This is a genomic window from Streptomyces sp. NPDC097640 (genome assembly GCF_040302705.1).
GTDB lineage: Bacteria > Actinomycetota > Actinomycetes > Streptomycetales > Streptomycetaceae > Streptomyces.
Map to the genome: position 1 here is coordinate 122648 of NZ_JBEOSB010000027.1, position 20407 is coordinate 143054.

Sequence of the window (20407 nt, forward strand, 5' to 3'; positions counted from 1 at the left end):
GTGCGGCACACCCAGGATAGCCCGGCTCTCCACCCGCGGATCGGTACGGCGGATTTCGCACGCGACAGATCGACGTCGTACGACAGATCAGAGTGGAGACACGCCACCATGGCGCCAACAACCGGGGGACGCACCCCGCACCACACGCGCACCCGCGCGCTCGCAGTGGAAACCGACCAACTGGTCAAGACCTACCCCGGCGGGGTGAAGGCCCTGGACGGCATGGAGCTGGCCGTCGAGGCGGGCATCGTCTTCGGCCTGCTCGGACCCAACGGGGCCGGGAAGTCCACCACCGTCAAGATCCTCACCACCCTGGCCCGCCCCGACGCGGGCACTGCGGCTGTCGCCGGACACGATGTGCTCCGCCACCCCGGCCGGGTGCGCGCCGCCATCGGCGTCGTGGCCCAGAAGTCCGGCGCCGACCCGGTGGCCACCGGGCGGGAGAACCTGCTGCTCCAGGGGAGGCTGTACGGGCTGCGGGGCACCGCCGCCGCCCGCCGCGCCGACGAACTCCTGGACCGCTTCGACCTCGCCGACGCCGCGAACCGCCCGGTCAAGGGCTACTCCGGCGGCATGCGCCGCAGGCTCGACGTCGCGCTCGGGCTCGTACACCGCCCCGAGGTGCTCTTCCTCGACGAGCCCACGACCGGGCTCGACCCCGAGGCCCGCGCCGCCATGTGGGACGAGATCGCCCGGCTCGCGGGGGAGGAGGGGCTGACGATCCTGCTCACCACGCACTACCTCGAAGAAGCCGACCGCCTCGCCGAGCGCATCGCCATCGTCGACCGCGGCCGGGTCGTGGTCGAGGGCACTCCGGACGAGCTCAAGGGCGAACTCCGCGGCGACGCCGTCCACCTGGAGCTGCGCGAGACCGTCGCGGACGGCGCCGAGCCTCCGCTGCGCGACGCGCTCACCGCGCTGCCGGGCGTGCACGAGGCGGCCGTGGACGGACGGCGGGTCAGCGTCCGCGCCGACGACGGCGCCGCCGCCGTGCCCACGCTGCTGGCCGCCCTGGAGCGGTCGGGCGCCGCCGTGGCGACCGCGACCGTCGCCCGCCCCTCCCTCGACGACGTCTATCTGCGCTACGCGGGCCGCAGCTTCACCGAGGCGGAGGCCGCGGCCGGGGCGCCCGTGCCGGCCGGTGCCGCCGGAGGTGCCCGATGAGCGCGGCCCTCGCCCAGACCTGGTACATGACGCAGCGCCAGCTGATGGCCTACTGGCGCCAGCCCGTCTTTCTGCTGATCAATCTGGTCCAGCCGGTGATCTGGCTGTTCCTCTTCGGCTCCCTCTTCCGCAAGGTCACCGACCTCGGCGGCTTCGGCACCGGCTCGTACCTGGACTACCTGGTCCCGGGCATCGTGGTGATGAGCGCCCTGTCCTCCAACATGTGGGCGGGCATGGGGACCCTGGAGGAGATCGAGCGGGGCACCCTCAACCGCTTCCTGACCACGCCGGTCTCCCGCGGCGCGCTGATGAACGGCAATGTGGTCTCCCAGGGCCTCAGCACCGCCGTGCAGTCCGTCATCATCGTGGCGCTCGGCAAGCTCGGCGGCGCCGACTACCCGGGCGGCATCACCGGGACGGCCCTGCTGATCGTGGCGTCCGTGCTGCTCGGCACGGTCTTCGGCGCGCTCTCCAACGCCCTGGGCATGCTGGTCCGGGAGCGGGAGTCGATCATCGGCATCAACACCTTCCTGCTGCTGCCGCTGACCTTCCTCTCCGAGGCCTTCATGGCGCCCTCCCTGATGCCGGGATGGATGCGGCACGTCGCCGACTTCAACCCGGTCAACTGGGCGCTGGTAGCGGGACGTTCGGCCATGGCGGGCGACCCGGACTGGGGCGATGTGGCGAGCCGCGGCGGGGCGCTGCTGGCGCTCGCGCTGGCCGCGGTCTGGCTGTCGACCCGCACCTTCCGGTCGTACCAGCGGTCGGTCTGACCGCAGCCGTGCGCGCGGCGGCCCCGGCGGTGGCACTCCACCGCCGGGGCCGCCCGGCGCTCGTCGTCCTGGTGGGCCGTCCCGGTAGACCGTCCGGCTCCGGGGCTCAGGCCGCCGCGGCGCCGGTGGCTCCCGTGGCTCCCGCGGCGTCCGCGGTGCCTTCTTCCACCTCTATCCGCTGGTTCCACTCCCGCTTCGACGCCTGCCAGCCGTCCTCGTCATGGCCGCGGCGCCAGTAGCCGGAGACCGACAGCCACTCGCGCGGAATCTCCCGCTCGATCCGCAGATAGCGGCGGACCTCCTTCACGAATCCCGCCTCGCCGTGGACGAACGCGTGCAGCCGGCCGGACGGGAAGTCCAGCGCGCGGACGGCCGCCACCAGCGACTCACCGCCCCGCCCGCCGCCCCGGTGCAGCCAGCTGACCCGCGCCCCGTCCGGCACGCTCAGCTTGAGCTCCTCCTCCGGCCCGGCCACCTCGATCAGGGCGTGCACCGGCGCGCCCGCCGGCCCGTCGGCGAGCCGCTCCAGCGCGACGGCGATCGCGGGCAGCGCGCTCTCGTCGCCCACGAGCAGATGCCAGTCGGCCTCCGGGCTCGGCGCGTACGCCCCGCCGGGGCCGAGGAAGAGGACCTCCTCGCCCGGCTCGGCGCGCGCGGCCCACGGCCCGGCCAGGCCCTCGTCCCCGTGGATCACAAAGTCCAGGGTCAGCTCCTGGGCCGCGGGGTCCCAGGCGCGCACGGTGTACGTACGGGTGCGCGGCCACTGGTCGCGCGGGAACTCGGCGCGGACCCGCGCCAGGTCGAACGGCTCGGGGTAGGTGACGCCCTCGGCCGGGAAGAGCAGCTTGACGTAGTGGTCGGTGCACTCGCCGGCGGCGAAGCCGGCCAGGCTGCCGCCGCTCAGCACCACCCGCGTCATATGGGGCGTCAGCCGCTCGGTGCGGGCCACCCGCGCCCGGTTGAGCTGCGGGGTCTTGCGGGCAGGACGCTCTGCCACGGCCACCTCCCTGATCCACAAACGAGTTAGGGTGACCTAACCTAACACCTCACCCTTCAAGAGTGGAGAGCAGTCGGCGCAGCGATCCGCCGAGCCCCCACCGCTCCGCCAGTGCCTCGAGCGCACGCTCGTCCCGCGGCGTCCGCGGCAGCGCCGGGTCGAAGGCCGGCAGCGGGACGTCCGAGGCCACCCGCACCACCTTAGGCGCGACCGCCACGTACTCGCTCGCCTCCGCCAGCCGCCTGCGCTGCGCCGGGGTGATCTTGGATGCGGGGTCGGCGGCCGCGGCCATGATCCCGGCCAGGTCGCCGTATGCGGCGAGGAGCTTGGCCGCGGTCTTCTCGCCGATCCCCGGGACGCCCGGCAGCCCGTCGCTGGTGTCGCCGCGCAGCAGTGCCAGATCCGCGTACCCCGCACCGCCCACGCCGTACTTCTCGCGCAGCGCCGCCTCGTCGAAGACCTGGAGCGTGCCCACCCCCTTGACCGGGTAGAGCACGCGCGCCGCGCGCCCGTCGTCGACGAGCTGGAACAGATCCCGGTCGCCCGTGACGATGTCGACCGGGCCCGCCGCCCGGCCCGCGAGCGTGCCGATGATGTCGTCGGCCTCGTAGCCCGCGGCGCCCACCCGGGCGATCCCCACCGCGTCCAGCACCTCGTCGATCACCGGGACCTGCGGCGAGAGGGTGTCGGGCACCTCCTCCTGGTCCACCCCGCCCCCCTCCGGGGCCTCCTCGGCCACCCGGTGCGCCTTGTACGAGGGGATCAGGTCGACCCGCCACTGCGGGCGCCAGTCGAAGTCCATGCAGGCCACGAGGTCGTCGGGGTGGTGGTCCTGGACCAGCCGGGCGATGAAGTCGAGCAGCCCGCGCACGGCGTTCACCGGGGTGCCGTCGGGGGCCCGGACGGAGTCCGGCACCCCGAAAAAGGCGCGAAAGTACAGGGACGAGGTGTCGAGGAGCATCAGGCGTCGGGTCACGCCTCGATGATGCCGCACGCCACCGACACTCCCACCCCGGATATGTGACGTGGGTCACCGATTGGTTTACGCCAATCGGTTCAGGGCAGGCGCGCTGCCGGAGCGGACCCGTTAGGTAAAGCAACTATTGCAACGGGCAAGCGGTCGGATACCGCCCGCTCCACGACCTGTCCGCGGGGGTGGCGGGTCGTTCTTGGTGCGACCCCGAGAGGTATATGTGTCCAGGCTGCAAGCCGAGCACCTGTTCAAGGTGTTCGGCAGACGACCCGATGAGGCGGTGGCGAAGCTCGAGGGCGGCACGGACCGTGACGAGCTGCGTGCGAACGGCACGACCGCGGCGGTCATCGACGCGTCCTTCGCTGTCGAGGCGGGCCAGATATTCGTCGTCATGGGTCTGTCCGGATCCGGCAAGTCCACTCTGCTGCGCATGCTCAACGGACTGCTGGAGCCGACCGCCGGACGCGTCCTCTACGACGACCAGGACCTGACGGCCCTGGCCCCGCGCGAGCTGCGCGAGGTGCGCTCTCACAAGATCAGCATGGTCTTCCAGCACTTCGCCCTCTTCCCGCACCGCAGCGTCCTGGAGAACGCCGCGTACGGACTGGAAGTGCAGGGCATTGCGCGCGCCGAGCGCGAGCGGCGCGCGACCGAGGCGCTCGGCCTCGTCGGCCTCGCCGGCTGGGAGAAGTCCTGGCCCGACGAGCTCTCCGGCGGTATGCAGCAGCGCGTGGGCCTGGCCCGCGCCCTGGCCACCGACGCCGACCTGCTGCTGATGGACGAGTCCTTCAGCGCGCTCGACCCGCTGATCCGCCGCGATATGCAGGACCAGCTGCTGGAGCTCCAGAAGCGGCTGAAGAAGACCATCATCTTCATCACCCACGACCTCAACGAGGCCATGCGCCTCGGCGACCGCATCGCCGTCATGCGCGACGGCCGGATCGTCCAGATCGGCACCGCCGAGGACATCCTGGTCACCCCGGCCAACGACTACGTCGCGTCCTTCACCCAGGACGTCGACCGCACCCGGGTGCTCACCGCCGGCGCGATCATGGCCGACCCCGAGGAGGCGCTGGGCACCACGACCCCGGACGGCACGGTGCTGCGCACCGAGAGCGACATCCTGGAGGCCGCCCCGGCGACCGTCACCCCGGACACCCCGATCGTCGAGCTGTTCACGCCCTGCTCGCGCAGCGGCGTCGCGGTCGCGGTGACCGACGTGGACGACGGCTCGCTCATCGGCGTCGTCCCCCGCGCCAGGCTGCTCGCCGTGCTCGGCGAGCCGGAGAGCGGACCGGACGACACCGGGACGGACGGGGGGACCGACACCGGTGACGCGCCGAAGACCCTGGCCGCCGGGGTGTCGAAGTCTTCCGGCTCCCCCGAGGCCCCCGAGGGCAAGGTGATCGCCGGTGCCTAGGCTCGAACTCGGAAGCTGGATCCAGTCCGGCGTCGACTTCCTCCGTGACAACTTCGCCTGGCTCTTCGACTTCATCGCCAAGGTCGTCCAGGGGATGTACGACGGCGTGCACGATGTGCTCGCCGCCCCCGCCCCCCTGCTCCTCGCGGGCATCCTCGCGGTGCTCGCCTGGTGGCTGCGCGGCCTGGTGCCCGCCGTCCTGGCCTTCGCCGGCTTCGCGCTCATCGACTCGATCCAGCAGTGGGACGAGGCGATGGAGACGCTGTCGCTGGTGCTGGTCGCCGGTGTGATCACGGTCGTGCTCGCGGTACCGCTGGGCATCTGGGCCTCGCGCAACCGCGCGGTGAGCGCCGTGCTCCGTCCGGTGCTGGACTTCATGCAGACGATGCCCGCCTTCGTCTACCTCATCCCCGGCATCTTCTTCTTCGGCGTCGGCGTGGTCCCGGGCATCATCGCGACCATCGTCTTCTCCATGCCGCCGGGCGTACGGATGACCGAGCTGGGCATCCGCCAGGTCGACGCGGAGCTCGTCGAGGCCGCCGAGGCCTTCGGCACCACCCCGCGCCGCACCCTGCTCCGGGTGCAGCTGCCGCTCGCCCTGCCCACGATCATGGCGGGCGTCAACCAGGCCATCATGCTCGCGCTGTCCATGGTCGTCATCGCGGGCATGGTCGGCGGCGGCGGCCTCGGCTCCTCCGTCTTCGAGGCGATCAGCTCGGTCGACGTGGCCCTCGGCTTCGAGGGTGGCATCGCGGTGGTCATCCTCGCCATGTATCTGGACCGGATGACCGGCGCCCTCAACCAGCGCGTCTCGCCGCTCGGCCGGCGGGCCCTGGCCAAGCAGGCCGCGAACGCCGTGGGCGGCCTGAAGGTGCTCCAGTGGCGCCCCGCGACCTCGGTCGCGATGGTCGGTGTCGTCGTCCTCGCGCTCGTCGCGGGCGGGCTGAACATCTTCGGCGACGACGACAGCGGCCAGAAGGTCACCGCCAACGTCGGCAAGGGCCGCACGGTCAAGCTCGGCTACATCAACTGGGACGAGGGCGTCGCCTCCACCTACCTGTGGAAGGAAATCCTGGAGCAGCGAGGTTTCAAGCCGCAGCTTCAGACGTATGACATCGGCACGCTGTTCACCGGCATGGCCGCCGGTGACGTGGACATGCAGACCGACGCCTGGCTGCCCGCCACCCACGCCTCGTACTGGAAGCAGTACAAGGACCAGTTGGAGGACCTCGGCACCTGGTACGACAAGACCTCCCTGGAGGTCGCGGTGCCCTCGTACGTCAAGGGCGTCAAGACCCTGGATGACCTCAAGGGCAAGTCCGGCATGTTCAAGGGCAAGATCATCGGCATTGAGCCGGGCGCCGGCGAGATGAAGATCATGAAGAACGACGTCCTCCCGGGCTACGACCTGAACGGCGAGTACACGCTGGTCAATGCCTCCACCAACGCCATGCTCTCCCAGCTGGAGCGCTCCTACGCCAAGAAGGAGCCGGTGGCGGTCACCCTGTGGTCCCCGCACTGGGCGTACAGCAAGTACAAGCTCACCAAGCTCGCGGACCCCAAGGGCGCCTTCGGCAAGGGCGACGGCATCCACGCCATCGGGCGCAAGGGCTTCTCCCAGAAGGAGCCGCAGATCGCCCAGTGGATGAAGGACTTCAAGCTCTCCGAGAAGCAGCTCACCAGCCTCGAGGCGGCCATCCGGGACGCGGGCAAGGGCAAGCAGCAGGACGGCGTGCGCGCCTGGCTGAAGAAGAACCCCGGCGTCGTCGACAAGCTCGCCCCCGCGGGCGACACCGGCGCCGCCAAGAAGGGCAAGCAGGCCGGGGCCGCGCCGCAGATCGGCTACTTCCCCTGGGACGAGGACGTCGCCACCACCTACCTGTGGAAGAACGTCCTGGAGAAGCGCGGCTACAAGCCGTCGATCAAGCAGTACGACGTGGGCTCCATGTTCACCGGCATGAGCGCCGGGCAGATCGACGTCGAATTCGACGGCTGGCTGCCGATCGCCCAGAAGCAGTACTGGGACCGGTACAAGAAGAACCTCGTCGACATCGGGGCGTGGTACGACAAGACCTCGCTCGAGATCGCGGTGCCCTCGTACGTCAAGGACGTCAAGTCCCTGGCGGACCTCAAGGGCAAGTCCGGGATGTTCAAGGGCAAGATCATCGGCATTGAGCCGGGCACCGGCGAGATGCAGCTGCTCAAGAGCAAGGTGCTCAAGGAGTACGGCCTGGACAAGGAGTACGAGGTCACCAACAACGCCTCCCCGGCCATGCTCGCCCAGCTTCAGCGCTCGTACGCCAAGAAGGAGCCCGTCGCCGTCGTGCTGTGGACCCCGCACTGGGCGTACAGCAAGTACCAGCTGACCAAGCTGGCCGACCCGAAGCAGGCGTTCGGGGCCAACAACGAGATCCGCTCGCTGGGCCACAAGTCCTTCCCGAAGAAGTACCCCGAGTTCTACGGGTGGCTGAAGAACTGGCACATGACCGAGCAGGAGCTGGCGAGCCTGGAGCAGGCCGTTCAGGACGCCGGCAAGGGCAATGCCGAGCAGGGCGTCCAGAAGTGGATCGACGCCAACCCCGGCATCGTCGACAAGATGGCCCCGGTGAGCTCCTGACAGCCCACCGGCAGCAGCCGGAAGCAGTAACCGCCGCCGCGGCCGGAGCGCTTCGCTCCGGCCGCGGCGGCGGCATTTCGAACGGCGCACGGGCGGGCTCGTACACGCCGCACAGGCTGGTGACCGCACAGGCGGGCCCCTACGCGCCGGAACACAACCCGAGGACCGTGTACGCGGTCCGGGTGGTGCGCCCTCACCCCTCCGCGTCGCAGCAGGTGTCCCGCCGCAGCAGCCGCCCCACCTCCAGCCAGTGCTCGGCCGACTTCCCGTGCCGTGCCCGGCCGCCTTCCGGGAAGGCCCGGACGAGGTCGTCCCGCTCGTACGGCACCCCGCCGCGCAGCACCGACACCGTGCGCACCAGGGAGTCGAAGTCGGTGAAGGGATCGCCGTCCACGACCGTCAGGTCCGCCAGCTTCCCCACCTCCAGGGTGCCGAGGTCCCGGTCCGCGCCGAACGCCCGCGCGGGCAGCAGGGTCGCGGTGCGCAGCGCCTCCGCGGCCGAGAGCCCGTACCGGTGCAGCGCCCGCAGCCCCAGGTGCAGATGGAGTCCGACCGCCACCAGGGGCGCGTCCGTGCCCAGGGCGACGAGACCGCCTCCGGCGAGGATCTGCCGGTAGACGCCGATCTCGGTGCGGAGGGTGGCGAGCTGGGCCGCGGTGGGCGGGGTCCCGGCGAGCTGCCGCACCATGGCGGTGTCCCACGGCGGCATGAGCCGGGTGACCCGCTCGTCCTCGGCCAGCGAGGGGTCGGCACCCACCAGCGGCGAGGCGGTGAACGGCGTGGCGATCAGCCGGAAGTCCGTGGCGGTGTATATCTCCGTCACGTCCTGGAAGGACCGCCCGGTCGCTGTCGTGGCGTGCCCGTACTCCAGGCGCTGCGTGGCCTGGAGATGGGTGGTCAGATCCTGCCCGAGCTGCACGCCGGGCGAGCACAGATGGCTGCCGCTGCGCACCCCGAGCCGGTCGTGGGCGAACCGGGCGGCCTCTTCCATGATCCAGCCGGGCGCGCGCACGTACGTCTTGACGAAGTCCCAGTCGAGCGCCGCGCCGCGCTCCAGCGAGCGGCGCAGCCCCTCCCGGGTGCGGTGCGCCCGGCCCATGCTGTACGCGACGCGCGGCCCGTCCAGCAGCTCCCCGGTCGCCAGCAGCCGGGGCCCGGCCAGGGCGCCCGCCGCGATGGCCTCGCGCAGCCGCGCCTGCTCGTAGGCGAAGCCGCCGAGGGAGACGGCGGTGGTGATGCCGTAGGCGAGCTGGAGCATGGTCTGCCGGGCGCCGTAGGTGTACTGCCAGGGATGCGTATGGGCATCCCAGAGACCGGGCACGACGGTGCGGCCGGAGGCGTCCACGCGGCGTTTCGCGGGCCGCCCGGCGCGGTGCGGCTCGACGGCGGTGACGCGCCCGCCGCGCACCACGATGTCGACGTCCTCGCGGACCGTGGAGTCGTCCCCGGTGCCGTCCCAGAACCTCCCGGCGTGGACGACGGTGTCGGCGGGGCGCGGGCGCCGGTGGTCGAGCGGGACCCGCACGGTACGGGCCGTGCCGGCGGCCACGTCCAGCAGCCGCAGCTTGCCCGCGGACAGATACAGGATGGAGCGCGAATCGCCCGACCAGGAGGGGTGGTCGGCGCTCTCCTCGGTCAGCCGGCGCGGCTCGCCGTCCGGGGTGCCGTCGGGCCGTACGGGCAGCAGCCACAGGGCGGACTCGGCGATCACTGCGAGATGGCGGCCGTCGGGGGACCACACGGGGCCGGAGTCATAGCGGTCGGAGAGCGAGGTGTGCGGCGCCAGGGCGTACAGCCTGGCCGCGCCGCTGTCCGCGTCCACCACCCGGATGAGGTTGTAGCCCTCGCGGAACCGCTGGTTCAGCCGGTTGCGGTCGCAATAGGCGATAAAGCGACCATCGGGCGACCAGCTCGGTCTGCCGGGCAGCCCGCCGCCGCCGAGCGGCGCGGCCAGCGTGCGCTCGGTGCCCGCGGCCAGATCCCGCAGGACCAGGTTTCCTGACATGTCGACACAGGCGAGGCGGTCGCCCGCGGGGGACAGCGCGGGGTGCACCCGGCCCCCGGAGGCCAGCTCGGTCTCCTCGCCGGTGGCCAGCTCCCGGCGGCGTACGGCGAGCAGCCCGTCGCGGTCGTCCGCGTAGACCAGCGCCCGCCCGTCGGGCGTCCAGGTCGGCGCCAGCAGATAGCGGGTGGGCGAGGCGCGCACGATCCGGCGCGGCGGGCGGCCGCCGGCGGTGTCCGCGACCCACAGGGAGTTCAGCGCGGCGAAGGCCACCTTGCGCCCGTCGGGGGACAGCGCGGGCAGATGCACCCCGCGCACCGGCCGCGCCCCGCCGCCGCTGTCGAAGTCGTACCGCTTGACCCGATAGCGCGGCCGGTCGACCGGCATGGCGGCCTCGAACGGTATCTCCTCGCCCGCGCCGGGAGCCTCGGGCCGCACCAGCCGGAACCGCCCGCCCACGGTGAGCAGCAGCTCCTCGTCGGCGGTCCAGCGCGGCGGCACCGGCTGCACATCGCCGGCCACCGGCACGGCCACGCCGTCCACGACCAGCGTGCACGAGGCGTCGGGCGCGGGGGTGGTGCGCAGATAGGCCAGGGCGCCGCCGGGGGACACCGAGGGCGCGAGCAACTGGACGCCGGCGGCCGCCTCGGTGTGTTCCACCGCCACCGGCCCGGTGCCGTCGGCGCGCACCGAGGCCACCGTACGGGCGTCCAGCGCGGTCCCGGCGAGCCGTCCGCGCACGAAGATCACCCGCTCGCCGTCGGGGGACCAGGCGGGGTCGAAGTCCTCCCAGGCGCCGTCCTGAAGCGGCCCGTCCTGGCCCGGCGCCCCGGTCAGCCGGGTGAGCTCCCCGGTCGCCACCTCCAGCACCCACACCCGGTACGGGCTGCCCGCCACCGGATCGCCGCCGCGCTCGGAGGCGAACGCGATCCGCGTACCGTCCGGCGACCAGGCCGGGCCCCGGTCGTCCCAGGGCCCGTCCGTGCGCTGACGCACATCCGAGCCGTCCGGGCGCAGCGTCCACAGATGGAAGCCGCCGCCCCGGTACGCGCAGACGGCCAGCAGCTTCCCGTCGGGGGAGAACACGGGCCGGGTCGGCTCCAGATCCGGCGGGGTGAGGGCGGTGGCGGCGCCGCCCTTCCGGGGGACGGACCACAGCACGTTCTGAACCTCGGCGACCAGGCGGTCGCCGGAGGGGGAGAGCGTCGCGGCGCCGTTGGTGGCCCCGGTGAACGACAAGGTGAGCGCGGCCTGCCGCCCCTGGGCGACAGCGGCCTGCGCGGGCAGCCCGGCCGCCGCCCCGGCCACGGCGGCGGTGCCCGCGGCGGCCTGTAGGAACCGGCGGCGGGAGAGGGGCTCGGCTGTGACGGGAATGTCTGCGGTGTCCAACGGTCCTCCTGGAACACGAGAGTTGTGCAGAGCAGGAGTAAGCAGTGGTGCGTGCAGCGCTTGATCGTTTCATAGCCCAACGGCCCCGGGTCAACACTCGTGACTCAAGGCGCCAACGCTTGAGGCACACAGGTGCGAGGCAAGAGAAGAGAACGATCGCCTGGCACAGGAACCGCCTGGCACAGGAGAGGAGACGACATGCCGAGGGACGGCGTGACCCACCGCAGCGACCACCTCCCCACCCCTGACGGCGTACGTCTGGCCACCTACACCTGGCTCCCGGAGACCGGCAGCCCGCGCGCGATCGTCCAGATCGCCCATGGCGCCGCGGAACACGCACAGCGCTACGACCGCTTCGCCCGCCATCTGTGCACCCACGGCTACGCCGTGGTCGCCTCGGACCACCGCGGCCACGGCGCGACCGCCGCCTCCACGGGCGGCCTCGGCGTCGCGGGCGAGCAGGGCGACGCCTGGCGCGCCATCGTCACCGACCTGCGGGCCGTCGGCGACCGCGCCCGCAGGGAGCTCCCCGGGGCACCGCTGTTCCTGCTGGGCCACAGCATGGGCTCGATGCTCGCCCGCGACTGCGCCCAGGAGTACGGCGACGACCTGTCGGGCCTGATCCTCTCCGGCACCTTCCGCTCACTGCCCGCGACCGACACCGACGCCGCCATCACCCGCCTCGAGGCCGAAGTCGCCGCGGCCGGCCGCACCGCCCCCTCCGGCTTCACCCCTCAGCTCTTCGCCTCCTTCAACGACCCCTACGAATCCCGCACCGGCTACGAATGGCTCTCCCGCGACCCCGCCGAGGTCGCCGCCTACGCGGCGGACGAGCGATGCGGCTTCGCCTTCAGCGCGGGCCTGTCCCTCGACTGGGTCCGCGCCGTCCGCAAGATCAACAACCCCCGCAACCAGGCCCGCACCCCGACCCGGCTGCCGGTCCACATCGCCGTGGGCACCGAGGACCCGTGCAACCAGCGGATGACGCTGGTCCACGAACTCCTCGAGGACTTCCGCTACCTCGGCACCCACGACCTCACCTGGAAGGGCTACTCCGGCGCCCGCCACGAGATCCTCAACGAGATCAACCGCGACGAGGTCCAGCAAGACCTGCTGACCTGGCTGACCACCCAGACCTGACCCCACCCGCCCACCCAGACCTGACCCCACCCGCCCACCCGCCCCCACCCAAACGAACGAGCAACCGGATCACGGACGCCCTGCCACCATCCATCAACCGAGCGTAACCAGCACGCCCGCCCCGCCTCGCCGGGCCCCGCCGAAAGGTGGCAGCGACCACCCCCTGAAGTGCGGTATTGTTCTCTTGCGCGACCGGCCAGGGCGAAGCCCAAGCCGGACAAGCACCGGGACGTGGCGCAGTTTGGTAGCGCACTTGACTGGGGGTCAAGGGGTCGCAGGTTCAAATCCTGTCGTCCCGACCAGCGTTTTCGCAGGTCGGAGGCCGTTTCCGCAGGTAGCGGAGGCGGCCTTAGCCGTTTCCGGGCTGGGAGCAAGTGGGAGCCCTCTGGGAGCCCTCGTGCTCCCAACTCGCAGACGTGTCAACGGTGCCCGATTCGTCCGTCACCCGATCAGGTAGACCTACAGCGCCGTACCACGCCCCTGGGTGCCGTCGTCAACCACAAGCCCCCGACGTCACCCCATCGATCCGGGTGCCCTCTGCATCGAGAGGCATAAGGACCCCTTGTCGGCTCTCGAGCACCTTTCGCGGTGGGAGCACGATGTCGTGCTCCCCATGCGACAGGGAAGGGGCGGTGCGCTTGCCGAATACCTCGTCCGTGCAGGTCACGCGGCATGTCTGTATTCGTGGAGGATGCCGCCAAGGCGGTCGTGGCGTCGTATGTCGAGGTGGCTTAGCTTGTCCGGATCGTCGATTGGTGTCGGCAGTGGGTGTAGCGGTCGGGCGTTCGCGATGCCCTGGTGCGGTCGATGGGAGTTGTAGAAGTCCTCGAACTCTCGCAGGGCGTGGAGGAGGTGGTGCTGGTTCCAGATCAAGGTCCGGTCCAGGAGCTCGTGTCTGCAGGTCTGCACCCACCTTTCCATGATCGAGTTCATTCGCGGCATCTGGATGCCGCTGAGGACGACCTCGATCCCCGCGTCTTTGAGGACGTCATCGAACAGTCCGGGGAACTTCCCATCCCTGTCCCTGATCATGAACCGGGCCCGGCAGCCTACGTCCTCGAGATCCATGACCAGGTTCTTCGCAGCCTGGGTTACCCAGGAGGTGGTCGGGTGTGCGGTGGCACCCAGGACCCGGATGCGGCGACTGCTGTGCTCGATCACCGCGAATATGTACATCCGCGCGCCGGACAGGGTGACCGTCTCAAAGAAGTCACAGGCCAGGAGGGCGCCGGCTTGGGAGCGCAGGAAGCTGGCCCACGTGCTGGAGCTCCGGCCGGGCGCCGGATCGACGCCGGTGTCCTTGAGGATCTTCCAGACGGTCGACGCGGCCACTTTCACTCCCAGCACGAGCAGTTCGCCGTGCAGACGCCTGTAGCCCCAGTTCGGATTCTCTCTCGCCAAGCGCAGTACGAGAATCCGGATGGAGCGCACGGTACGAGGCCGACCGGGTCGCTTGGGTCGTGATGAGGCGGCATGCTGGCGTCTTGCGAGGTCGCGGTGCCAGCGCAGCACGGTGTCAGGACGTACGAGCAGTCGAAGACGCCGCAGAGCGGGGAACGGCATCCGGTGCAGCAGCGCAGCCAGGAGCGCCCGATCGCTCGGAGTGAACCGTAGTCGGGCACCGCCGAGTTGGCGTTCGAGCACCGTGATCTGATGACGGAGAGCCAGGATCTCCGCATCCTTGTCCCGGTCGCTCATCGGCAGCAGACGCAGCAGCGCGAACGCGTTGGTCACGCCCAGGTAGGCCAGTCGCAGCAGCACGGTCGATCATCATGATGCGTGAACCACCGACTACGCGAGAGCGCCTACCCGGGCGGCGAGGCCGACGACCGCCGGTCCCGATACAGGCCTCCGACCAGGGCGGATGACATTCTCGGCAAGCACACCGTCAGTGTGGAGAGTGTCACCCTCACGTGAAGCCTGCCTGTGTGCGTGTCAGCTTTCTGTGGGGTGTTGTTCGGGCCATGTGGTCTGGGTGACATGGTCGTGGAAGTCGGCTCGCAGGGTCAGCTCGCCGCCGAGGGCGGTGATGTAAGCGGCCATGGTGTCGATCTGCGGGGTGCTGGCTCCGTTTTCGATCTGGGCGATCCGGGCCTGGCTGACTCCCAGTTCCCGGGCCAGTGCCCGCTGGCTCATCCCCCGGCTGCGCCGGGCCTTTTTCAGGAATGCCCCCCAGCGGGTGGTGGTCTTGTCAGGCGGTGCCGCGTCGGTGTGCTTGGCCGGGTGTGTGGTGTGGTCCATGGTGGCCGTTGTCCTTGTCAGTCGACGCTGCCGCGTGGGGCGATCCACTGGTGGGGTTGTCCGGTCACTTTGGCGATGGTTTCGAAATCCGCGTCGTAGTGCAGCAAGGTCAGTCCGCACAGTTCTGCGGTGGCGGCGGTCATCAGGTCGACCGCTCCCGGTCCCTGGTGCCAGCTGGAGGTGACGAGGAGGTCTTGCACTTGCCGGGCCCGGGTGAGTGCACGGTCGGGTACGGGGGTCCAGCCGAAGGCGTCGTGGAGGTAGCGCTCCAGCACGGCCCGCTCGTCGCGGCCGCCGGTGGCGCGGACCAGTTCCAGCTCGGTGATCTCGCACACGCTCACGCGGCCCTCGTCCAGGATGCCCGCCCAATGTCGTTCCACGGCGGGGGTGCGGAACAGGCGGTTGCAGGCGCTGGTGTCGATCAGGTACAGGGAGGCGCTCACGCCGGGCGGGCCTCGCCGAAGGCGCCGCCCTCACCCGCGAGCTCGCTCAGCCGCTGTCGGGCCGCGCGACGCTGGTAGATCGCACCGACCGCAATATCCACCGCCTTGGCCACGACCTCGGCGTCATCCTCGGTGTGCAGGAGTTGTTTGGCCTCGGCGAGGCGCTCCTCGTCGATTTCAATGGTGATCTTGGCCATCATGTCCTCCCTGAATGCCTGCGCACCCTCGCAATGATAACAAATCCCTTATCGGCGGTGCTGGCGTAGGTGTTGCGCGGTCGACGTCAAAGCGTATGCCGAGGGTTGGCCTTGGCCGGGATGTTCCGCGTCGGCTCCCATGGGTGGGGGAGGGGAGCGGGTCCACGCGGTCAAAGTCGCCGGACCGTGGTCCGGGTCACTCGGGGGAGGGGTGCGTCGCCCGACTGTGTCCCGGCGGCGCCGACTGGCGCGTAGCGTGCGGGGTGCGTACTTCTTGGGCTTCGTGCGGTGGCGTATAGTCCTGAACGGATTGCTACAGTGTGGTACGGATGGTTGCTGAGAGTGGTCACTGGGCTGGGGGTCAAGGGGTCGCAGGTTCAAATCCTGTCGTCCCGACCAGCGTTTTCGCAGGTCGGAGGCCGTTTCCGCGGGTAGCGGAGGCGGCCTTAACCATGTCCGGGCTGGGAGCAAGTGGGAGCCCTCTGGGAGCCCTCGTGCTCCCAACTCGCAGACGTGTCAACGGTGCCCGATTCGTCCGTCACCCGATCCGGTAGACCTACAGCGCCGTACCGCGCCCCCACGCGCCGTCGTCAACCGCGGGCCCCCGATGTCACCCGATCGATTCGGATGTCTTCTGCATCGAGAGGTATAAGGACCCTTGTCGGCTCTCGAGCACCTTTCGCGTTGGGAGCACGAGGTCCTGCTCCCCATGCGACAGGGGGAGGGCGGACCGCTGGTGATCTCGCCGGGCCGGTTTTCGCAGGCAGCTCGTACGTGGGGTTCCTGCCTGCCGGGGTGCGCCCGCGTCAAGGCAGGGCAAAGCCCCTTGTCGTCCGCCGGCAGATGGGGCACTCCCAGGGCGTGAGCGCCGTATCCGGCTCTGTGGCGCCGTAGAGAGACAGTTCGCAGAGGCCCTGCGGTAAGAAAAAGTGTGCCAAGCGGGTGGGGGCGCGGCGATGGTGCATGGTGTGCCGCTCGAAAAGTCATCGCCGCAGGTGAGCTGGATGCGGTCAGTCCGCTGGGATCATGTCCTCCGTGATCGTGTCCTTGCTGTACAAGGTGACCCGGAAGCTGCTCACTGTTCCATCGGTGCTCCTGCGTCGCGGGACGGCGAAGGAGGCGGAACTGCTGGTGCTGCGGCACGAGAACGCGGTCCTGCGTCGCCAGTTGGCCGAACCGGTCCGCTATGAGCCTGCCGACCGGTTCTGGTTCGCCGCCCTGTCCGGGCTGATACCCCGGCGCCAGTGGCGCGAGATCTTCCCTGTCACCCCCGGCACCCTGCTTGCCTGGCACCGCAGATTCATCGCCGCAAAGTGGGCCTACACCGCGCGCCGGGGCACCGGCCGCCCCCCACCCCGGCAGCGATCAAGAAGCTCGTCCTGCGCTGGCGAGGGAGCATCCGACGTGGGGGCACGGGCGGATCCAGGGGGAACTGGCCCGACTCGGGTATCGAGTCGCCGCCTCGACGGTGGGGGAGATCCTCAACGCGGCCGGCATCGACCCTGCTCCACGTCGCGCAGGCCCCACCTGGCGCGAGTTCCTGACCGCGCAAGCCGAGGGCATCATCGCGGCAGACTTCTTTCACATCGACACCGCCCTCGGCAGGCGGTTGTACGCGCTGGTGTTCCTCGAGCACGGCACCCGGCGGCTGCACATCACCGGGGCCACCGCCCGCCCGACACGGGACTGGGCGGTGCAGCAGGCGCGGAATCTCACCGCCGGCCTGGACATACGCATCGAGTCCCTGCACTTCTTGTTACGCGACCGCGATGGCAAGTACGGCGAAGCGTTCGACGCCGTCTTTGCAGCCGAGGAGATGGACATCCTCAACAGTGCGCCGCAGGCTCCCCGGATGAACGCGCATTGCGAACGCGTCATCGGCAGCATCCGACGCGAAGCCCTCGACCACGTCCTCATCATGAACGAGGCCCACGCCCGCCACGTCCTCGCGGCCTACGAGCGGCACTACAACGAACACCGACCCCACCAGGCCCGCAACCAGCTACCACCCGACGTCCACGAACAACCGGCGCATGGCCTCAGCACCGGCAAAGTCCTGCGCACCCGGATCCTCGGCGGCCTCATCAACGAGTACAGATACGCGGCATGACATGCAGCGATGACTTTTCGAGCGGCACACGACGAGCGTGCTGCCGCCATCCCGGTTCGACGAACTGACCACCGGCCGGCCGCGCGCCGAACTGGCCCGTCTGCTGCCGGCCCGCGCCTACCCCTACCCGCCCGACCATGCGCGTTCCGCACCCCGGCCGCCCGGCGCCCGTTGCGAGTTCTACCGTTCCGGCCGCGACCTGTTGCACGAGGTCGACCTCTACCGGCTCTGCTGGTCCGGCAACACACTGGTGACGAAGGGCACGTTTGCGACACCCACACGGTCGCGGTGGCGACCGCGCGCCTTCGCCGCGCTCCAGGCGGTTCAGCAGGCGGCGCCGGAGATATCGGCGGTGTGTCCTGGCGATGCTGAGCGGGACCGAGGAAGCCGAGGCGGAGGCGCGCCGGGTGTACGCGGCTGAGTGGAATCGCCGCTGGTTCGGGGCGGAGCCGAACGGTGAGGGCTGGTGTTCCTGCCGGTCGGCAGGGGTGGCGGGGCGCAGCCCGCCGAGCCGAGGCCGAGCATCGTCATCTGCCGCCTGGACAGTGATCGCGAGAGATCGGAATCGGGTGGGGTTTCGCTCATTCGGCGCTCCCGTGCGGCAGGTTTGCGGACGCGGCGATTCGCGATCGGCGGGCGAATGATCTTTACGCAAGGGGCGGTGCGTACATCAGGCCGCCACGCAGCCAAAGTTCGTTGTAGCCGCGAGGGACGGACAACCCGGAGGCGTCCCCGAGGTTGCGTTCGTATATTTCGCCGTAGTTGCCGACTTCGCCGATTATGGAGGAAATCCACCTCGGGTGTAATCCCGCCTTTGCCGCCAGTCGGGACTGGCCCTTCAACAAGGGGGAGTCCTCGGCAGTCCCTTCACGTACCTGGTGCGAGGTGATTCCGGCGGCCTCTGCGGAGATCAGCGCGAAGAGCACCCAGCGGACGACCTTCGCCCAATGCGGATCGTCGTCTCTGACTACCGGTCCCATCGGCTCCAAGGACACGCGCTCTGGCAGCACGATGTGGTCATTCGGCGCTTCGAGACGGGTGCGTTCTCCGGCCACGACCACGCCGTCCGCGACGTAGCCGGCGACTTCGCCATCGATATAGGCAGCGAGAGCCGAAGCCGGAGAGGCATAGAGTTTGCAGCGAACGGTCCGGTCGCGAGGACCGAACCACGCCCGCAGCGCCTCTTCGCTGCTCGTGCCCTCGCACATTCCCAAGGTGTGACCGTCCAGGTCGTCGGCCGAGGCGATGCCGCTGTCCCGTCGCACCAAGATGGCGCCTTCGTCATAACACGTGGTGAGAACGAACGCGACACTCGCGCCGCATTCGCGGCTGAACGTCCAGGTGGCGTTGCACGCGAGCAGGTCGATTACGCCAGAGGCCAGGGCAGGGATCCTGTCCTCCGGGTCGACCTCGGTGTACTCGGTCCGGCCGGGGTCGCCGAAGAGCGCGGCCGCGACGGCGCGGCCGGTGTCTACGTCCAAGCCGCGGCGGACTCCGGCGGCGTCGGTCCACGACAGGCCGCGGATACCGGTGCTGACGCCGAGCCGGAGGTATCCGCGGCGACGGATGGCACTGACCGTCGGAGAGGGCGACACGGACGGGTGCGCCGCGGTCATGATGCGCGCGGTTTCGACTGGCAAGAAGAGGACGAAGAATCCGGTACGGCCGCGGTTTTGATTCCGCGAGTGTTGCGGTAATGGATCCTGGTGACCGCCGCTGCGGCGACCACCGCGCCGACGAGGGCGACGGCCGTGCTGATCGCGTAGCCGGGACGTGCTCCGTAGTGCTCCATCACCCAACCGACCAATGGGCCGCTGATGGGGATGCCGCCCATATAGGCCAGAGTGTACACACCCATTACCCGGCCGCGCATAGACGAGTCGCAGGTGCTCTGAACGACCGAGGTAGCGCTGGCGTGGACGACTACCCCAAGCGCCCCGGTGGGCATCATGAGGGCGGCGAAGAACCACACCGAAGGCGAAGCGGCGGCTATGAGCTGGACCACGCAGAAGCCGAGCGCTGTCGCGAGGACGAGGCGCAGGCGTGCGCGCCGCAGCCAAGCCGCGCCCAGTGCTCCCGCGACCGATCCGACCGCGAGGTATGTCGTGAGCCAGCCAAAGGTTTCCGCGCCCGAATGGAAGATGTCGGCGGTGTAAACGGGGAGGACGAGCGCGAAGTTGAACGCGAAGGTGCCGAGGAACGCCATGAGGAAGATCGGCCAGAGCAACGCGGGATGCCCGTAGACATGCCGTAAGCCGTCGCGGACCTGACCGGGCGCTCGCGGCTCCGGCGAATGAGGATGCAGCTCCGCCGGTCGAAGAAGCCAGAGCGAAGCGATGACCACCACACAGGAAGCGGCTGTCAGCGCGAAGGCGCTCGAGGTGCCCCCCAATTGGATGAGGGCCCCGGAGATCGCCGGGCCCGCCAGGCTCGCCACCTGGAAGCAGGCCGAGTCCAGGCTGACCGCGTTGTGGAGGAGGTCCTTTCCGACCATTTCCGCGAGGAACGACTGCCGGGCCGGCGTCTCCACTGCGCTGGCGACGCCCAAGAGAAAGGCAGCGATATAGACGTGCGATATCTCCGCGCGGTCGGCGTAGATGAGCAAAGCCAGCCCGAGAGCGATCAGGCCCATCGCTGTTTGGGAGATCACCAGCAGGAGCCGACGGGGAAAACGGTCGGACAGGAGCCCGCCCCACAGACCGAATAGCAGTATGGGCAGGAATTGCAACGCAGTAGTCACACCGAGCGCCGCGGCACTGCCGGTGAGCGAAATGACCAGCCAGTCTTGGGCGATGCGTTGAATCCAGACACCGATGCTGGAGATCAGCCGGCCGAAGGTGAACAACCGGTAGTTCCGCACGCGCAGCGCCCGGAACATTCCAGTCGTCCGCTCGGCCAGCGGTTGCTGAGCCGTGCTGTTCATTTGCTCGCCTCTGGTGCG

16 protein-coding genes and 1 tRNA gene are annotated in these 20407 nt (G+C 70.0%); 8 read left to right on the plus strand and 9 right to left on the minus strand.

Annotated elements, in window-relative coordinates:
- The first annotated feature begins 108 nt into the window (after nucleotides 1-108).
- Complete coding sequence (locus ABTY62_RS34740; protein WP_352133391.1) at nucleotides 109-1164, plus strand: ATP-binding cassette domain-containing protein; 1056 nt, start codon at nucleotides 109-111, stop codon at nucleotides 1162-1164.
- On the plus strand, nucleotides 1161-1937 hold the full coding sequence (locus ABTY62_RS34745; RefSeq protein WP_352133392.1) for an ABC transporter permease: 777 nt from the start codon (nucleotides 1161-1163) through the stop codon (nucleotides 1935-1937). Before ABTY62_RS34740 ends, ABTY62_RS34745 begins: the two co-directional genes overlap by 4 nt.
- A gap of 106 nt (nucleotides 1938-2043) precedes the next feature.
- Here ABTY62_RS34745 and ABTY62_RS34750 read toward each other — a convergent pair whose 3' ends face one another.
- The gene (locus ABTY62_RS34750; RefSeq protein WP_352133393.1) at nucleotides 2044-2934 is read right to left on the minus strand and encodes a siderophore-interacting protein; all 891 of its coding nucleotides are present in this window, start codon (nucleotides 2932-2934) and stop codon (nucleotides 2044-2046) included.
- A 49-nt stretch (nucleotides 2935-2983) separates the two neighbouring features.
- A complete protein-coding gene (locus ABTY62_RS34755) occupies nucleotides 2984-3895 on the minus strand; it encodes a 5'-3' exonuclease (RefSeq protein ID WP_352133432.1) in 912 nt (303 codons plus the stop codon).
- Between the two features lie 232 nt (nucleotides 3896-4127).
- Between ABTY62_RS34755 and ABTY62_RS34760 the strand changes: the two genes are divergently transcribed.
- Both ABTY62_RS34760 and ABTY62_RS34765 read left to right on the plus strand, forming a co-directional pair.
- A complete protein-coding gene (locus tag ABTY62_RS34760) occupies nucleotides 4128-5327 on the plus strand; it encodes a quaternary amine ABC transporter ATP-binding protein (RefSeq protein WP_352133394.1) in 1200 nt (399 codons plus the stop codon).
- Nucleotides 5320-7944 carry an ABC transporter permease/substrate binding protein gene (locus tag ABTY62_RS34765; protein WP_352133395.1) on the plus strand — a complete coding sequence of 875 codons (2625 nt, stop codon included), beginning with the start codon at nucleotides 5320-5322 and terminating at the stop codon, nucleotides 7942-7944. The genes ABTY62_RS34760 and ABTY62_RS34765 overlap by 8 nt, the downstream gene beginning before the upstream one ends.
- Before the next feature lie 193 nt (nucleotides 7945-8137).
- Here the strand turns inward: ABTY62_RS34765 and ABTY62_RS34770 are convergent, their stop codons facing one another.
- Nucleotides 8138-11335: an amidohydrolase family protein gene (locus ABTY62_RS34770; RefSeq protein ID WP_352133396.1), complete on the minus strand. Its 3198-nt coding sequence runs from the start codon at nucleotides 11333-11335 to the stop codon at nucleotides 8138-8140.
- 198 nt (nucleotides 11336-11533) lie between these two features.
- On the opposite strand from ABTY62_RS34770, the gene ABTY62_RS34775 reads away from it, so the two are divergent.
- Both ABTY62_RS34775 and ABTY62_RS34780 read left to right on the plus strand, forming a co-directional pair.
- Nucleotides 11534-12475, plus strand: coding sequence for an alpha/beta fold hydrolase (locus ABTY62_RS34775; protein WP_352133397.1), 942 nt, complete (start codon nucleotides 11534-11536; stop codon nucleotides 12473-12475).
- Between the two features lie 225 nt (nucleotides 12476-12700).
- Nucleotides 12701-12777: transfer RNA gene (locus ABTY62_RS34780), tRNA-Pro, on the plus strand.
- 361 nt (nucleotides 12778-13138) lie between these two features.
- On the opposite strand, the gene ABTY62_RS34785 is transcribed toward ABTY62_RS34780, so the two are convergent.
- The 4 genes from ABTY62_RS34785 to ABTY62_RS34800 all read right to left on the minus strand — a co-directional run bounded on the left by ABTY62_RS34785 (nucleotide 13139) and on the right by ABTY62_RS34800 (nucleotide 15356).
- Complete coding sequence (locus ABTY62_RS34785) at nucleotides 13139-14236, minus strand: integrase core domain-containing protein (protein WP_352133398.1); 1098 nt, start codon at nucleotides 14234-14236, stop codon at nucleotides 13139-13141.
- A 174-nt stretch (nucleotides 14237-14410) separates the two neighbouring features.
- Nucleotides 14411-14716 carry a helix-turn-helix domain-containing protein gene (locus tag ABTY62_RS34790; protein WP_352133399.1) on the minus strand — a complete coding sequence of 102 codons (306 nt, stop codon included), beginning with the start codon at nucleotides 14714-14716 and terminating at the stop codon, nucleotides 14411-14413.
- Between the two features lie 17 nt (nucleotides 14717-14733).
- Complete coding sequence (locus ABTY62_RS34795; protein WP_352133400.1) at nucleotides 14734-15159, minus strand: PIN domain nuclease; 426 nt, start codon at nucleotides 15157-15159, stop codon at nucleotides 14734-14736.
- Nucleotides 15156-15356, minus strand: a complete 201-nt coding sequence (locus tag ABTY62_RS34800) for a hypothetical protein (protein WP_352133401.1) — start codon at nucleotides 15354-15356, stop codon at nucleotides 15156-15158. Before ABTY62_RS34800 ends, ABTY62_RS34795 begins: the two co-directional genes overlap by 4 nt.
- A 1468-nt stretch (nucleotides 15357-16824) precedes the next feature.
- Between ABTY62_RS34800 and ABTY62_RS34805 the strand changes: the two genes are divergently transcribed.
- Both ABTY62_RS34805 and ABTY62_RS34810 read left to right on the plus strand, forming a co-directional pair.
- A complete protein-coding gene (locus tag ABTY62_RS34805; protein WP_352133402.1) occupies nucleotides 16825-17466 on the plus strand; it encodes an integrase core domain-containing protein in 642 nt (213 codons plus the stop codon).
- A gap of 37 nt (nucleotides 17467-17503) precedes the next feature.
- Entirely contained in the window at nucleotides 17504-17887 is a 384-nt protein-coding gene (locus ABTY62_RS34810) for a hypothetical protein (protein ID WP_352133403.1), read from the plus strand.
- A gap of 226 nt (nucleotides 17888-18113) precedes the next feature.
- Here ABTY62_RS34810 and ABTY62_RS34815 read toward each other — a convergent pair whose 3' ends face one another.
- Both ABTY62_RS34815 and ABTY62_RS34820 read right to left on the minus strand, forming a co-directional pair.
- Nucleotides 18114-19082 carry an amino acid ABC transporter substrate-binding protein gene (locus ABTY62_RS34815; RefSeq protein ID WP_352133404.1) on the minus strand — a complete coding sequence of 323 codons (969 nt, stop codon included), beginning with the start codon at nucleotides 19080-19082 and terminating at the stop codon, nucleotides 18114-18116.
- Entirely contained in the window at nucleotides 19079-20389 is a 1311-nt protein-coding gene (locus ABTY62_RS34820) for an MFS transporter (RefSeq protein ID WP_352133405.1), read from the minus strand. Before ABTY62_RS34820 ends, ABTY62_RS34815 begins: the two co-directional genes overlap by 4 nt.
- Between the last annotated feature and the right edge of the window lie 18 nt (nucleotides 20390-20407).

What these genes read in the sequence shown, in the direction of transcription:
- ABTY62_RS34740 (WP_352133391.1), top strand. Translation starts at nt 109, where the DNA reads ATGGCGCCAACAACCGGGGGACGCACCCCGCACCACACGCGCACCCGC.
- ABTY62_RS34755 (WP_352133432.1), bottom strand. Translation starts at nt 3,895, where the DNA reads ATGCTCCTCGACACCTCGTCCCTGTACTTTCGCGCCTTTTTCGGGGTG.
- ABTY62_RS34800 (WP_352133401.1), bottom strand. Translation starts at nt 15,356, where the DNA reads ATGGCCAAGATCACCATTGAAATCGACGAGGAGCGCCTCGCCGAGGCC.
- ABTY62_RS34820 (WP_352133405.1), bottom strand. Translation starts at nt 20,389, where the DNA reads ATGAACAGCACGGCTCAGCAACCGCTGGCCGAGCGGACGACTGGAATG.
- ABTY62_RS34775 (WP_352133397.1), top strand. Translation starts at nt 11,534, where the DNA reads ATGCCGAGGGACGGCGTGACCCACCGCAGCGACCACCTCCCCACCCCT.
- ABTY62_RS34815 (WP_352133404.1), bottom strand. Translation starts at nt 19,082, where the DNA reads ATGACCGCGGCGCACCCGTCCGTGTCGCCCTCTCCGACGGTCAGTGCC.
- ABTY62_RS34790 (WP_352133399.1), bottom strand. Translation starts at nt 14,716, where the DNA reads ATGGACCACACCACACACCCGGCCAAGCACACCGACGCGGCACCGCCT.
- ABTY62_RS34745 (WP_352133392.1), top strand. Translation starts at nt 1,161, where the DNA reads ATGAGCGCGGCCCTCGCCCAGACCTGGTACATGACGCAGCGCCAGCTG.